At 65.7% G+C, this 13,732-nt stretch carries 12 protein-coding genes; 5 read left to right on the top strand and 7 right to left on the bottom strand.

The genetic code is table 11. The features are described 5' to 3' along the window. Positions 1-18 precede the first annotated feature (18 nt). On the bottom strand, positions 19-1,953 hold the full coding sequence (nosZ, locus tag P4826_RS07190) for a TAT-dependent nitrous-oxide reductase (RefSeq protein WP_317703172.1): 1,935 nt from the start codon (positions 1,951-1,953) through the stop codon (positions 19-21). Positions 1,954-1,965: 12 nt separating this feature from the next. Continuing rightward, positions 1,966-2,337, bottom strand: coding sequence for a DUF2946 family protein (locus tag P4826_RS07185; RefSeq protein WP_317703171.1), 372 nt, complete (start codon positions 2,335-2,337; stop codon positions 1,966-1,968). Between the two features lie 224 nt (positions 2,338-2,561). Here P4826_RS07185 and P4826_RS07180 point away from each other — a divergent pair, with 224 nt between their 5' ends. Next, entirely contained in the window at positions 2,562-2,978 is a 417-nt protein-coding gene (locus P4826_RS07180; protein WP_317703170.1) for a c-type cytochrome, read from the top strand. A 17-nt stretch (positions 2,979-2,995) separates the two neighbouring features. Then, complete coding sequence (locus P4826_RS07175; RefSeq protein WP_317703169.1) at positions 2,996-4,036, top strand: FAD:protein FMN transferase; 1,041 nt, start codon at positions 2,996-2,998, stop codon at positions 4,034-4,036. 100 nt (positions 4,037-4,136) lie between these two features. Here P4826_RS07175 and P4826_RS07170 read toward each other — a convergent pair whose 3' ends face one another. Further along, a complete protein-coding gene (locus P4826_RS07170; RefSeq protein ID WP_317703168.1) occupies positions 4,137-4,982 on the bottom strand; it encodes a symmetrical bis(5'-nucleosyl)-tetraphosphatase in 846 nt (281 codons plus the stop codon). 265 nt (positions 4,983-5,247) lie between these two features. Between P4826_RS07170 and P4826_RS07165 the strand changes: the two genes are divergently transcribed. The 3 genes from P4826_RS07165 to P4826_RS07155 all read left to right on the top strand — a co-directional run bounded on the left by P4826_RS07165 (position 5,248) and on the right by P4826_RS07155 (position 9,987). Continuing rightward, the gene (locus tag P4826_RS07165; protein WP_317703730.1) at positions 5,248-5,544 is read left to right on the top strand and encodes an H-NS histone family protein; all 297 of its coding nucleotides are present in this window, start codon (positions 5,248-5,250) and stop codon (positions 5,542-5,544) included. 299 nt (positions 5,545-5,843) lie between these two features. Further along, the gene (locus tag P4826_RS07160) at positions 5,844-8,759 is read left to right on the top strand and encodes an aconitate hydratase (protein ID WP_317703167.1); all 2,916 of its coding nucleotides are present in this window, start codon (positions 5,844-5,846) and stop codon (positions 8,757-8,759) included. Between the two features lie 31 nt (positions 8,760-8,790). Continuing rightward, entirely contained in the window at positions 8,791-9,987 is a 1,197-nt protein-coding gene (locus P4826_RS07155) for an FAD-dependent monooxygenase (RefSeq protein WP_317703166.1), read from the top strand. A 10-nt stretch (positions 9,988-9,997) separates the two neighbouring features. Here the strand turns inward: P4826_RS07155 and soxB are convergent, their stop codons facing one another. From soxB to soxZ, 4 genes are all read right to left on the bottom strand, one after another. Continuing rightward, positions 9,998-11,731: a thiosulfohydrolase SoxB gene (soxB, locus tag P4826_RS07150; protein ID WP_317703165.1), complete on the bottom strand. Its 1,734-nt coding sequence runs from the start codon at positions 11,729-11,731 to the stop codon at positions 9,998-10,000. Positions 11,732-11,819: 88 nt separating this feature from the next. Next, a complete protein-coding gene (gene soxX / locus P4826_RS07145; RefSeq protein ID WP_425605242.1) occupies positions 11,820-12,500 on the bottom strand; it encodes a sulfur oxidation c-type cytochrome SoxX in 681 nt (226 codons plus the stop codon). A gap of 11 nt (positions 12,501-12,511) precedes the next feature. Further along, positions 12,512-13,321, bottom strand: coding sequence for a sulfur oxidation c-type cytochrome SoxA (gene soxA / locus P4826_RS07140; RefSeq protein WP_317703163.1), 810 nt, complete (start codon positions 13,319-13,321; stop codon positions 12,512-12,514). A 78-nt stretch (positions 13,322-13,399) separates the two neighbouring features. Beyond that, the gene (gene soxZ / locus P4826_RS07135; RefSeq protein ID WP_317703162.1) at positions 13,400-13,711 is read right to left on the bottom strand and encodes a thiosulfate oxidation carrier complex protein SoxZ; all 312 of its coding nucleotides are present in this window, start codon (positions 13,709-13,711) and stop codon (positions 13,400-13,402) included. Between the last annotated feature and the right edge of the window lie 21 nt (positions 13,712-13,732).

Here is a 13,732-nt window from a genome sequence, read left to right as displayed (position 1 = left end):
CCACTGTTGGCGAGAGGCTTATGCCTCGACGATCATACGCGTGCGCATTTCAAGGTGCAGCGCGTGGCAGAAGTGCGTGCAATAGCACCAGAACACACCGGGCTGGTCGGCGATGAAGGTTACCGACTTGGTCTCCAGCGGGTTGACGATGAAGTTGACGTTGTAGTTCGGGATGGCGAAGCCATGTGTCAGGTCTTCGATCTTGTCCAGGTTGGTCAGGATCAGAGTCACCTCGTCGCCCTTCTTGACCTTGAACTCGCGCAGGCTGAAAGCCGGGGCCTGCGAGGTGATCTTGACCGTGACCTTCTTGCCATTGCGTGTGACGCCGGACTCCTTGGGATCCTTGATGGCCAGTGGCGACTCGTCCAGGTCATACACTTGCTTGGGCTTGAGCAGATCGCGCTTGAAGATGATGAAGTCATGCGGCTCGCCACGCACCGGGTGGTCGGCCAGCAGCACCATCTTTTCGCCCGAGATGTCGATCAGCTGCTCGTTCTCGGCGTGCAGCGGGCCCACGGGCAGGAAGCGATCCTTGGAGAACTTGCAGCCCACGGCCAGGTATTTGCCGTCCGCGACCACGGTCTCGGACTGTGACGCGTTGATGTGGCCGGGCTGATAGTGCACGTCGATGCGATCCACCACGTACTTGGCGTTCTTGTCGCCCTTGTGGAAGGCGATGGCCTTTTCGATGTTCCACTTGACGATCTGGCTGTCCAGGAACAGCGTGGTGTAGGCGTTGCCGCGGCCGTCAAAGGCAGTGTGCAGCGGGCCCAGGCCCACTTCGACTTCGGCCACGATGGCATCGTCGAGTTTTTCCATCTTGCCGTCGAACCAGTCCAGCACCTTGACCAGCTCGATGGTGGTGGTGGTGGGCGAGAGCTTGCCGGCACAGATGAAGTACTTCTGGTCGGGGCTGGCGTTCACACCGTGCGGGTTCTTGGGAACGCTGACGTACGCCGTCAGCGCGGTGAGCGGATCCTTGTTGGAATCACGTGTGCCGTCAACCACGGGTACTTTGGACGTGCCAAAGGTTTTGAATTTGCCGGCCTTGACCGCTTCTTCGATGCGGGCCACGTTGAAGAACAGGCAGGCGTCGCGCTCGGCGGACATCATGTCCTCATAGTGCACGCCGCTCTCGGTGTTGTACTGGTTGGTGGCGGCCAGCTTGCCATCGAAGGAGGTTGCCACTAGGTCGCAGTTGCCGTCGATCAGCACCTGCCAGCGCACTTCCATGGTCTCTGCGTCCACGCAGGAGAACAGTGAGCGGTACTTGCTGCCGTCCTCGATGCCGGTGTTGTTGGGCAGGGGAATGCCGAACTCACCGCCGCAGAACACGCGCGTGGTGTAGTTGATGGCCGGATCGACCGGGTCGCGCTTGTCCGGGAAGATGCCGTGGAAGCCCTGCACGTTGGGCAGCTGCGTGATCTTGTCGCAGACGAAATAGTCCAGGCGGATGCGGGCGATGCGGCTGTTGATCTTGTCGTTGATCCAGGCGTAGCGGCCGTCGTAGTTGCCGTCCTTGTAGGAGGCGTGCGTGTGGTGGGTGTCGGCCACCGTGTACTTGAGGTGGCCATCGGGCTTGGTGCCCATGACCGCCTTGGATTCGTTGGTGACGCCCCAGCCGACCAGGGCATCAGGCACAAAGCAGGGGATGCGGTGGAGTTCGCGACCCGAGGGCATGCCCAGCACGCGCATGTCGCCGGTATGACCGCCGCTCCACAGGCCGTAGTAGGTGTCGAGCTCACCGGGCTTGAGGTGGGTGCTGGCAGCAGCGCCGCTGGCCGCGGCAGGCGCGGGTGCGGGTGCCGGAGCGGATGCCGCAGGGGCTGCCGCGGGCTTGTCGTTGCACGCGGCAACGCCCACGGTCAGGCCGGCCAGGGCGGCGGTGTTGATGAAACGGCGGCGGCCAATGCCGGCGGTTTCGGTGCTCAGGCTGTCTTTCTTGTCGCTCATGAAGTCCTCTTTTCAGGATGGGTAAACGGAAGGGAAAACCGGGGGGGCTCGCGCCGGCGGTGGCGCAGCCATGGGGGGCAGGGCATGCGCTACTGACGGTGGAGCGAATGTGTAGTGGGGCAGGGGTGCGGCCTGCGGCAAGGGGCGGACAGGCGGCGGTGCCGACGCGCCCAGAAGGCACAGGGGGCAGTCCATGCCCAGGGTGTCGGGTGCGGCCTTGCCGTCGCTGGAATGCACGACCAGGCTCAAGCCATTGCCGCCGGTGCAGACCAGCTCCATGGTGCGCGCTTGCACCATGGGCGCCGCCAGCGCCGCGCCCAGGCTCAGGAAGAACCAGGCCACGATCCACCGGCGCTGGCGATTCAGGAGGCGGAGGAAGTCCATGACGGTGGTGCAGGTTCTGGTGGCGGAAATACGGGTCACCACTTTGGCGACGGTGTATAAATGTTCACTCCAAATGTTCCTTTTGATGTTGATGTAAATCAAATAGTGAATTCTGGAAAACACCAAACTGGCGTCCATGCCAGAAGGGGTGTGGCGCGCCGCATGGTGCGTCTGCAGCACTCGCCCTTGGGGCTTACCAACGTTTCCGTACAAGAAAGGCTTTCATGAAAAAGACATCTCTGACCATGGCGCTGGCCGCCGCAACGCTGTTGCTGGCTGCCTGCGGCAAGAACGAGGCGCCGGCACCCGCGCCCGCCCCGGCACCCGCTGCCGAGGCGCCCGCCGCGGCACCCGCGCCTGCTCCCGCACCCGCCCCGGCGGCGGAAAACACCGCCGGCAAGAGCGTGTACGGCAAGACCTGCGCCATGTGCCACGCCGCCGGTGTGGCCGGCGCGCCCAAGCCGGGCGACAAGGCCGACTGGGGCCCGCGCATCGCCCAGGGCAAGGACACGCTGTACAAGCACGCCATCGAGGGCTTCACCGGCGCCAAGGGCATGATGCCCGCGCGCGGCGGTGCTTCCGCGCTCAGCGATGACGATGTGAAGGCCGCCGTGGACTTCATGGCCGACCAGTCGATGTAATGCAAGGAGTGCGTGCCATGAACAACGCAAGGCAAGGCGGGCGGCTGTCGCGGCGGCGCTTCGCCCTGGCGCTGCCCCTGCTGGGCGCCGTGGCCTGGGCCAGCCCGGGCCTGGCGCAGGCCGCAGGGCCGCAGCGTGCAAGCCGCAACCTCATGGGCACGCGCGTGGACATCGTCGCCGACGGCGGCGATGCGCGCCGTCTGCAGGCCGCGATAGGCCTGGCCTTTGACGAAATGCAGCGCCTTGAGGCGCTGCTGAGCCGCTACCGCGAGGACAGCGTGGTGCGGCGCATCGGGCACGCGGCCGGGCGCCACCCGGTTGCCGTGTCGCCCGAGGTGCTGGCCATTCTGCGCAACGCCCAGCAGGTATGGCGCGAGAGCGCTGGCGCCTTCGATCCCACCGTGGGGGCCTTGTCCGGCTGGCATTTCGAGGCGGGCCAGCAGGCCATGCCCGCCGCCACAGACATCGCGGCCGCGCTGCGCCATGTGGACGCACGCAAGCTGCGCCTGGATGAGCGCGCCGGCACGGCCTATCTGAGCGAGCGCGGCATGCAGCTCGACCTGGGCGGCATCGCCAAGTTGCCCATTCTGGCTGCGGGCCTGCGCGTGCTCGAGCGCGAGGGCGTTGCCAACGCGCTTGTCAACGGCGGCGGCGACGTGCTCGCCAGCGGCCGCCTGCAGGGGCGCCCCTGGCGTGTCGGGGTGCGCGATCCGCGCGCGCCCGAGAAGCTGCTGGGCGCCATCGAGGTCGAGGGCTTCGGCATCGTGGCCTCCTCGGGTGACTACGAGCGTGGCTTCATGCACCAGGGCCGGCGCCTGCACCATGTGCTGGATCCGCAGTCCGGCTGGCCGACATCGGGCGTGCATGGCGTGGCGCTGCTGGCGCGTGACGTGCGGGCCGTCAACGGCTGGGGCACGGCGCTGATGGTGCAGGGCATGGCCGCCGTGCCTGCCTGGAGCGCTGGCCACCCCGACGTGGCCGTGCTGGCTGCGGGCAGCGATGGCGCGCTGTGGCAGTCGCGCGGCATGGCGGCTGCGCTCAAGTCAATTGCTGCATAAAAAGCATAGCTGTTTGCGCTTGATGGCAAATGTTTTTTGGCTATTTATTGCCTGAAAGTGGTATTGATAAAACGTAGGCAGCTTTTAATTTTATAGCGAACTACTCTCCTGGCCGCTGGGCTTGTGGGCATTGCACCTTGCAGTGCTCGCGCTCGGCCAGCGTGGCGCCAAAGCGCACGGCGCTCAGTGCGCCGCCCCAGACGCAGCCCGTGTCCAGCCCCAGGATGTCTGGCCGGCTGATCCAGCCCAGCGTCGACCAGTGACCAAAGGCAATCAGTGTGCCGCGGGTGCGCCGCCCGGGCGCATCAAACCAGGGCACCAATCCTTCGGGCGCCTGCGCGGCGCTTTCGGTGCTGTCGAAATCCATGCGCCCCTCGGGCGTGCAAAAGCGCAGCCGGGTCAGTGCGTTGACGATGATGCGCAGGCGATCCGCGCCCTGCAGGCCCGCGTCCCATAGATCCGGGTGGTTGCCATACATCCGGCGCAGGAATTCAGCCAACCCCGGGCCGCTAAGCTGCGCCTGCACCTCGCGCGCCAACGCCAGAACATCGTCCGCAGACCACTGCGGCAGCACGCCGGCGTGCACCAGCAGCAGGGGCTCGCCGCCATGCTCCACCTGGCGTGCCAGGGGTTGCTGGCGCAGCCAGTCCAGCATCGCGCCCCGGTCGCTCGCCTGCAGGATGCCGTCCAGCGTGTCGCGCCGTGAAGGGGGGCGCACGCCATGCGCCGTGGCCAGCAGGTGCAGGTCGTGGTTGCCCAGCAGCGCGCGCACGCTGTCGCCCATTTGCATGCAGCGGCGCAATACCGCGGCCGAGGCGGGACCGCGATTGACCAGATCGCCCAGCAGATAAATGGTGTCGCGGCTCGGAGAAAAGCCGATCACGGACAGCAGCCGCTCGAAAGCATCGCCACAGCCCTGGATATCGCCCGCACAGTAAAGCGCCATGTGTTAATCGTCGATGGTGGTTTTGAATGGGGCGATTGTCCCGCACCGGACAGGCAGGCGCTGCGAACGGGTGAATCGGGTGTGGTGGACAAATGCTTTCTGACCATTGAAGTTGGTGAATACTCATTCAATGAGCGGACGGGCGTGATGACTTGCCGGGTTCACCAACATTCATCAGTCATTCATGCCGATAAACTCGTTACATGAACGGAATTATTTATCTATAATCGCGCCGTCTATTAATTCTCAACCCAAGCAAACTATCATGAACCCCAGCTATAAAGACCTGTTGAAGCAGCGTGAAGCCCTTGAACTGCAGATCAGTGAAGCGCGCGATCGCGAATTGGCCGCCGCCGTTGCCCAGGTGCGCGGTTTGATTGCCGAGTTTGGTTTGACGCAGCAGGAGGTCTTTCCCGTGGGGCGTGGCGCGCGCACTTCTGCAAGTATCGGCGTGAAGGTGGCGCCCAAGTACCGCGATCCGGCAACGGGCCAGACCTGGACGGGCCGTGGCAAGGCACCGAAGTGGATTCAAAATGAGGATCGTGAGAAGTTCGCCATTTGATCCGGCATGGCCGGCGCCCCGGGCTGGCCTTTGGCACCGTGGCGCAGGCCCTCTTGGTTTGCCCTCGGTAAAAACCCGCCTTTGGCGGGTTTTTTGTTTATTGGGACAGAACGGCACAACCGGCGCCGCTTGGCCACGACATGCATTGACTGGCACCTGATCGCGGCAGATGTGCCGGATTTGCATGCCGATCGCCATTTTTAACCATGGCGTGGGCCAAAGGTATTGGCCCTGATCATTGGCGATACCGTCGCTCCCTGCCAGAATGGGACGTTGTCCTTCCCAACCGGAGTTGCTGTATGGCTGTCACCACCACCCCAAGCCACGCCTTTGCTTCCACCGTCAAGAATTTCACCACGGCGTCAGGCAAGAAAGGCAAGTTCTATTCCCTGCCGGAGCTGGCACACAAGTATCCCCGTGTGAGCCGCCTGCCGGTTTCCATTCGCATCGTGCTTGAATCGGTGCTGCGCAATTGCGATGGGCGCAAGGTGACGGCTGAGCATGTGCGGCAACTGGCCAGCTGGGGCGCCAATGCAGCGCGCAAGGACGAAATTCCCTTCGTGCTCTCCCGCGTCGTGCTGCAGGATTTCACCGGCGTGCCGCTGCTGGTGGATTTGGCAGCCATGCGCAGCGTGACGCAGCGCCTGGGCAAGGATCCGAAAAAGGTCGAGCCGCTGGTGCCCGTGGATCTGGTGGTGGACCACTCCATCATGGTGGATTACTACGGCAGCAAGAATGCGCTGCAGCTGAATATGAAGCTCGAGTTTCAGCGCAACCGCGAGCGCTACGAGTTCATGAAATGGGGCATGCAGGCCTTTGACACCTTTGGCGTCGTGCCGCCGGGCTTTGGCATCGTGCACCAGGTGAACCTGGAATATCTGGCACGCGGCGTGCACAAGAGCGCCGATGGCGTGTACTACCCCGACACCCTGGTGGGCACCGACAGCCACACCACCATGATCAACGGCATTGGCGTGGTCGGCTGGGGCGTGGGCGGCATCGAGGCCGAGGCGGCCATGCTGGGCCAGCCGCTGTACTTCCTGACGCCGGACGTGGTGGGCTTCGAGCTCACCGGCCAGCTGCGCGAGGGCGTGACGGCCACCGACCTGGTGCTCACCGTGACCGAGCAGTTGCGCCGCGCCAAGGTGGTGGGCAAGTTCGTCGAATTTTTTGGCGAGGGCACGCGCTCGCTGTCGCTGCCCGACCGCGCCACCATCGGCAACATGGCGCCCGAGTACGGCGCCACCATGGGCTTCTTCCCGGTGGATGAGGCCACCCTCGACTATTTCGAGGGCACCGGGCGCACGCAGGACGAGATTGAAACCCTGGAGGCCTACCTCAAGGCCCAGGGCCTGTTCGGCATTCCGCGCGCGGGCGATATCGACTATTCACAGGTCGTGCGGCTGAATCTTGCCGACGTCACGCCCAGCCTGGCCGGACCCAAGCGCCCGCAGGACCGCATCGACCTGGGCCAGGTCAAGCAGCAGTTCACCAGCCTGTTTTCCAAGCCCGTGGAGCAGGCCGGCTTCAACCTGGCGCCCGAGCGCCTGCATGAGCGCCATGCCGTTGCGGCGCATGCACCCGATGCCGCGCAGGCCGTGCCCGACGAGCGCCCGGCGACCGAGGGCGCGCCGCGCTTCGAGGCCGAGATGGTGCACAACAAGCCGCGCCTGGAGGTGCAGCATGTGGACGCCCCCATGCACGGCCACCAGGGCGACCGGCTCACGGTGGGCAGCGGCGATGTGTTGATCGCGGCCATCACCAGCTGCACCAACACCTCCAACCCCAGCGTGCTGCTGGCCGCCGGTCTGCTGGCCAGGAAGGCCGTGGAGGCGGGGCTGAAGGTGCAGCCGCACATCAAAACCTCGCTGGCGCCGGGCTCGCGCATCGTCACCGAGTACCTGACGGAAACCGGCCTGCTGCCCTATCTGGAAAAGCTGGGCTTCACCGTGGCCGGCTACGGCTGTACCACCTGCATTGGCAATGCCGGCGATCTGACGCCACAGCTCAACGAGGCCATCACCCAGCACAACCTGGTGTGCGCCGCCGTGCTGTCGGGCAATCGCAACTTCGAGGCGCGCATCCATCCCAACATCAAGGCCAACTTCCTGGCCAGCCCGCCGCTGGTCGTGGCCTATGCCATTGCCGGCACCATGCTCAAGGACTTGATGACCGAGCCTGTGGGCAAGGGCAAGGGGGGCAAGGACGTGTACCTGGGCGACATCTGGCCCAAGGCCGAGGAGGTGCAGGCGCTGCTGAAGTTCGCCATGAACGGCAAGGCCTTCCGCGAGAACTACGCCAAGGTCAAGACCGAGCCCGGCGCGCTGTGGGACAAGATCCACGGCGTGAGCGGCGAGGTGTACTCATGGCCCGCCAGCACCTATATCGCCGAGCCGCCGTTCTTTGCCGATTTTGCTCTTGATACTGTAGCTGTTGGCGAGCAAGGGGAGGGCGCTGGAGGCCAAAAACACTCTGAATCTGTCACCGGCATGCGCATCATGGCCCTGTTTGGCGACTCGATCACCACCGACCATATCTCGCCCGCCGGCTCCATCAAGGAGAGCTCGCCCGCCGGCCTCTGGCTCAAGGCGCATGGCGTGGCCAAGGCCGACTTCAACAGCTATGGCTCGCGCCGCGGCCATCACGACGTGATGATGCGCGGCACCTTCGCCAACGTGCGCATCAAGAACCTGATGATCCCGGCGCTGGCCGATGGCTCGCGCGAGGAGGGCGGCATGACCCTGTACCAGGGCGATGGCCCGCAGCGCGGCAGCAAGATGGCCATCTTCGATGCCGCCATGCAGTACATGGCCAGCAAGACGCCGACGGTGATCTTTGCCGGCGAGGAGTACGGCACCGGCTCCAGCCGCGACTGGGCGGCCAAGGGCACACAGCTGCTGGGCATCAAGGCCGTGGTGGCCAAGAGCTTCGAGCGCATCCACCGCTCCAACCTGGTGGGCATGGGCGTGCTGCCGCTGCAGCTGCGTGCCGGTGACTCGTGGGAGAGCCTGGGCCTCAAGGGCGACGAGATCATCGACGTGCTGCCCGACGCTGCCCTGACACCGCAAAGCCAGGCGCTGCTGGTGATCCGCCGCGCCGATGGCTCGCGCCAGGAGGTGGCGGTGACGCTGCGCATAGACACGCCCATCGAGGTGGACTACTACCGCGCCGGCGGCATCCTGCCCTACGTGCTGCGTCAGTTGCTGAGCAGCTAACCCGGGCCGCGCCTGCGCCGACAATCACGGCATGCAAAAACAAGTCTTGATTGCCGGTGGCGGCATAGGCGGGCTGGCTGCCGCGCTGGGCAGTGCGCGCGCCGGTTGGGAGGTGCGGCTGTTCGAGCGCGCCGGCGCATTCACCGAGGTGGGCGCCGGCGTGCAGATCGGTCCGAATGTGGTGCGGCGCCTGCAGGCCTGGGGCCTGCACCGGGCCCTGCTGGCGGTGGCCAGCTTTCCCGAGCGGCTGCGGGTGCGCAGCGCGCTCACCGGCGCCGAGCTGGGCGCGCTGCGCCTGGGCGCCACCGCGGTCGAGCGCTACGGCGCGGCCTACGCCACCATCCACCGTGCCGATCTGCACGGCCTGTTGCTGGATGTGGCGCGCAAGTCATCGCTGGTGCATCTGAACCTGGATCACCAGGTGGAACGACATGAGGAGCAGGGCGACGCCGTCACCGTGCGCCTGGTGCGCGGTGACGGCAAGGTTATCGAGGTCGAGGGTGATGCGCTGATTGGCGCCGACGGCCTGCGCAGCGGCACGCGCACGCAGCTGCTGGGCGAGGCGGCCACGCGCGTGTCGGGCCATCTGGCCTACCGCGCCGTGCTGCGCCAGGATGCGCTGCCCCAGGCGCTGCGTTCGAATGACGTCACCGTCTGGCTGGGGCCAAACCTGCATGTGGTGCAGTACCCGCTGCGCCGCGGCGAGCTGCTGAACCTGGTGGCCATACGCCATGGCCAGCCGCCGGCCGATCTGGACTCCTGGGACCACGGCGTGAATGCCGCTGATCTGGAATCCGCCCTGGCGCAGACCTGTACGCCGCTGCAGGACTTGGTACGCGTCGTGCCTCAGGTGGGGGAGGGCTGGCGCCTGTGGCCGCTGCTCGACCGCCCGCCCGTCGCCGGCCCGCAGGAGATGGCGCGCGGCCTGGTGGCGCTGCTGGGCGACGCGGCCCACCCCATGCGCCCCTACCTGGCCCAGGGCGCCGGCATGGCCATCGAGGATGCGGTGGAGCTGGAAAAATCGCTCGCCATGCACGATGTGGATGTGGCCCTGTGCCTGCGCCGCTATGCCTTGAACCGCTGGCAGCGCAACGCCCGCGTGCAGGAACGATCGCGGCGCAACGGGCAAATTTTTCATGCCAGCGGCCCGCTGCGCTGGGGGCGCGACGCGGCCATGGGTCTGCTGGGCGAGCGCCTGCTCGATCAGCCCTGGCTCTACCGCGGCTGACGCGGCTGCGTCAGTCTGCGTAGCCGGGGTTGGGCAGGCCGGCCGTCAGGCGCGGCACATTCGGCTGGCGCGCTGTGACCTTGCCGCCGCGCGCCTTCAGCCATTGCTCCACCAGCTCCCAGACCATGGGGTTGCCGGCCTTGGCGGCATCCTCGGCCACGGGGGCCCAGCCGGCCACCTTGTAGGTCTTGTTCGGGTCGATCAGCTCGCCCTTCAGGCGCATGTCGCTGACGCGCTTGCCCATGCCCTGCAGCGGGTCGAAGGCATAGGTCAGGCCGCCCACGCGCACCATGTCGCCGCCCTGCTGGTAATACGGGTCGGGGTTGAACAGGTTGTCGGCCACGTCCTCCATCACCGTCTTGATCATCTCGCCCTTCATCTCGGTGAGGGTGGCGAAGCTGTAGGTGGTGGCCGTCATGTCCAGCAGCCATTCGCGTGTGATGGGCTGGCCGGGCAGCAGCGTCGTGCCCCAGCGGAAACCGGGTGAGAACGCCAGATCGGCGCCCTGCACCTCCATCAGCGCATCGACGATGAGCTGGTCGCCCGTGCCGTTGAAGTTGCCGCGCCGGTACAGCAGGCCCTCGGTGATGGCCAGTTGCTCGGCCAGCTTGCCCTCGTAGGGGGCGCGGATCTTGGTGATGAGCGCGTCCATGTCCTTGTCGGGCGGCAGCATGTTGGCAAACACCGGCAGCAGCTTGTAGCGAAAGTCCGCCACCTTGCCGCCCTTGACGTCGAAGTCCAGCACGCCCAGAAACTTGCCGTTGCTGCCGGCGTTTGTGACTATGGTCTGGCCGCCGGCGTTCTTCACGATGCTGGCCACGGGCATGCCGTCGTGCGTGTGGCCGCCCAGGATGGCGTCTATGCCGCGCACGCGACTGGCCATCTTCAGATCCACGTCCATGCCGTTGTGGCTGATGACGACGACCACCTGCGCGCCCTTGGCGCGGGCCTCATCGACCACCTTTTGCATGTTCTCGTCCTGGATGCCGAACTCCCAGTCCGCCACCATCCAGCGCGGGTTGGCGATCGGTGTATAGGGAAAGGCCTGGCCGACGATGGCGCAGGGCACGCCGTTGATCTGGCGAATCACGTAGGGCTTGAACACCGGGTCGCCAAAGTCGGTGGTCTTGATGTTCTGCGCCACGAAGTCCACCTTGCCGGCGAAGTCCTTCTCGACGATCTCCTGCACCCGCTTCATGCCCAGGGTGAACTCGAAGTGGCCGGTCATGGCGTCCACGCCCAGCAGCTTGCAGGCGTCCACCATGTCCTGGCCGTGGGTCCACAGCGCCGTGCCGCTGCCCTGCCAGGTGTCGCCACCATCTAGCAGCAGCGCGCCGGGGCGGCTGGCGCGCATGCGCTTGACCAGGGTCGCCAGGTGGGCAAAGCCGCCCACCTTGCCGTAGCGCTGGGCGGCCTGCTCAAAATCCAGGTAGGTCAGGGCGTGCGCCGCCGCCGTGCCGTTCTTCATGCCGGCGGCCTTCAGCAGTTGTTCACCCACCAGGTGCGGCAGTCGCCCCTGCATGTCGCCCAGGCCCAGGTTCACGCTGGGCTCGCGAAAGTAGATCGGCTTGAGCTGGGCGTGGCAGTCGGTGATGTGCAAAAAGGAGACGTTGCCGAACTTCGGTATGTCGTACAGGCCCTGGGCGGCGCTGTCGGTGCTGGCGTGGGCATAGCGGCCCAGGCCCATGCCGGCGGCACTGGCGGCGGTGAGCACTTGCAGGAATTCGCGTTTGGTCAGGTTCATGGCGGGCTCGCAGGGCTGGTATGTGGCAGCGGCCTTGGGCGCGGCGGGTTTCCACCGCAGCCAAGGCCGCAAACGGTTGCTGAAAAGCTTATTGATTCACGGGAGACTGGGGGTCGAGCAGCAGCGCCACCAGGTCGGCCACCTGGCTTTTGGTCATGATGCCCATGTGGCCCGCGCGCGGCATGTTGGAGCAGGCGCTGTAGGCCTTGCTGTTCCAGATCTTGCCCCAGGTGTATTCGACCATGGCCCGGGCTTCCGGCGCGTTCGGGTCTTTCACGCCGCGCAGCTTGCCGTAGTGGTAGAGGCTGGGGCCAATGGTGCCGAAGGAGATCTCCTTCTTGTCGATCTGGTGGCAGTTGTAGCAATTGCCGCCGTTGGGCGTCTTGGCCGTGTCGGTGAAGGTCAGGCCGCGGCCACTCTGGGCCAGTTTTTCCCCCTCCTTCCAGCTGCCCAGGAACTTGCCATCGCTGGGCCACTGCACGGTCTTCATGTTCAGGGCCTCCAGGCGCTTGGCGGTGGCGTCGTCCAGCGGCTTGCCGGCCGCGTCGGCGGCGTTGCACGCGCTGATGGTTTCGTCGTCGGCGAAGACGTTTTTCACCTTGACGATGCCGTGGTCCTTGAATGATTCCTGCACGGCCTTCTGCGTCAGGGCATCCAGCTCGGCGGGCGAGGGCAGGCCGGCGGTGCGGCTGGCACCGGCACAACCGGCCAGTGCCGCCGCGGCAAGCAGGCCGAGGCAGGCGGTGGTGATCTGTGGCTTCATGGTCATCCTCCTGCGGTTCAACGCTTGATGGTGGGCACGGCCGACTTGTCGCCCGTGGCGTTCACGCCCAGGAACACGCCAAGGGCCACGGTCACGTCGCTGGCAAACACCACTTCCGGAAAGCGCTGCTGGCGGTAGCAGTCGTGCAGGCGGTGCTGCATGCTCCACATCTGGCCGTTGGAGACGCGGTAGGCGGGCCAGGCGGCAAAGCCTATGCCGTCGCCGGGGGCCTTGCGCAGGTCGGGCAGGTCTTGCAGGCGGATGCGCTTGCCCGCCTCGCCATGGCAGGAGGCGCAGGAGAAATCATGCGCGCCGCCGCGCTGGTAGAACAGGCGCTTGCCCACTTCGTACATGGTGCGCTCCTGCGCATGGCCTTGCGGCAGGTGGAAGGCCATGCCCTTGGACTGCGCGGCAATCCAGGTGGCCAGGGCCGTGGTGTTGGCACGCTCGCCCTTGCCCCACTGGCCGTCGATGATGACCTTGGGGTCTATGCCCTGCAGCGCGCTCATGCAGGTGAGCAGGCGTGACTCCAGATCCTGCACCTTGCCGGTGTCGGCAAACCAGCGCGGCAGCTCGACGAAGGCGCCTTTGACCACGCCCGGTCCCAGGCCCAGGTCGCAGCCTTCCAGCGACGCGTTCTTGGGGCCGCGCTTTTTCTTCCACAGGTCTTCGCCCTTGGCCTCGAACAGGTCGGCCGGGTTGCCGTCCTGCAGCATCTCGCGGTACTCCTCTATGGCCTCTATCGATGTCTTCTGTGCCAGAGCCAGGCCCGATAGGCCCATCAGGCCCAGGGCCGCCGTGATCAACGCGATGGATTTGCCTCGCATGGTGTTTGTCTCCTCCGTGTGTAGCAAGAAAGCGGGGCCTGGCCTGGTGCAGCGCGGCCCGCCCGGGCGAGAGATGGGTCAGGACACCGTGGCCTCGTCGGTGCGGCTCTCGCCCTTGTTGTCCTTCCAGGTGACGCTGAGCTTGTCGCCGGCCTTGGCGCCCTTGACCACGAATTGCAGGAAGGGATTCTTCGAGACCCCGGGGCCCCATTCGCAGGAAAACACCTGCTTGCCGTTCAGGCTGGCGCTCACGTCCTGGATATGCCAGGCGGGCACCAGATTGCCGGAAGCGTCCTTGCGTTGGCCGGACTCCATTTCGTGGCTCATGAGCACACGTACCGTGGCCTTGTCGCCCTGTGCCTGGGCGCGGATGCGCATCGGATCTGCCATGTCGTTTCTCCTTGATTTCTT

The sequence above is a fragment of the Diaphorobacter limosus genome (genome assembly GCF_033100095.1).
Taxonomy (GTDB): domain Bacteria; phylum Pseudomonadota; class Gammaproteobacteria; order Burkholderiales; family Burkholderiaceae_C; genus Alicycliphilus; species Alicycliphilus limosus.
The sequence above is the reverse complement of the archived record's forward strand: the minus strand, read 5'-3'. Positions and strand labels throughout refer to the sequence as shown.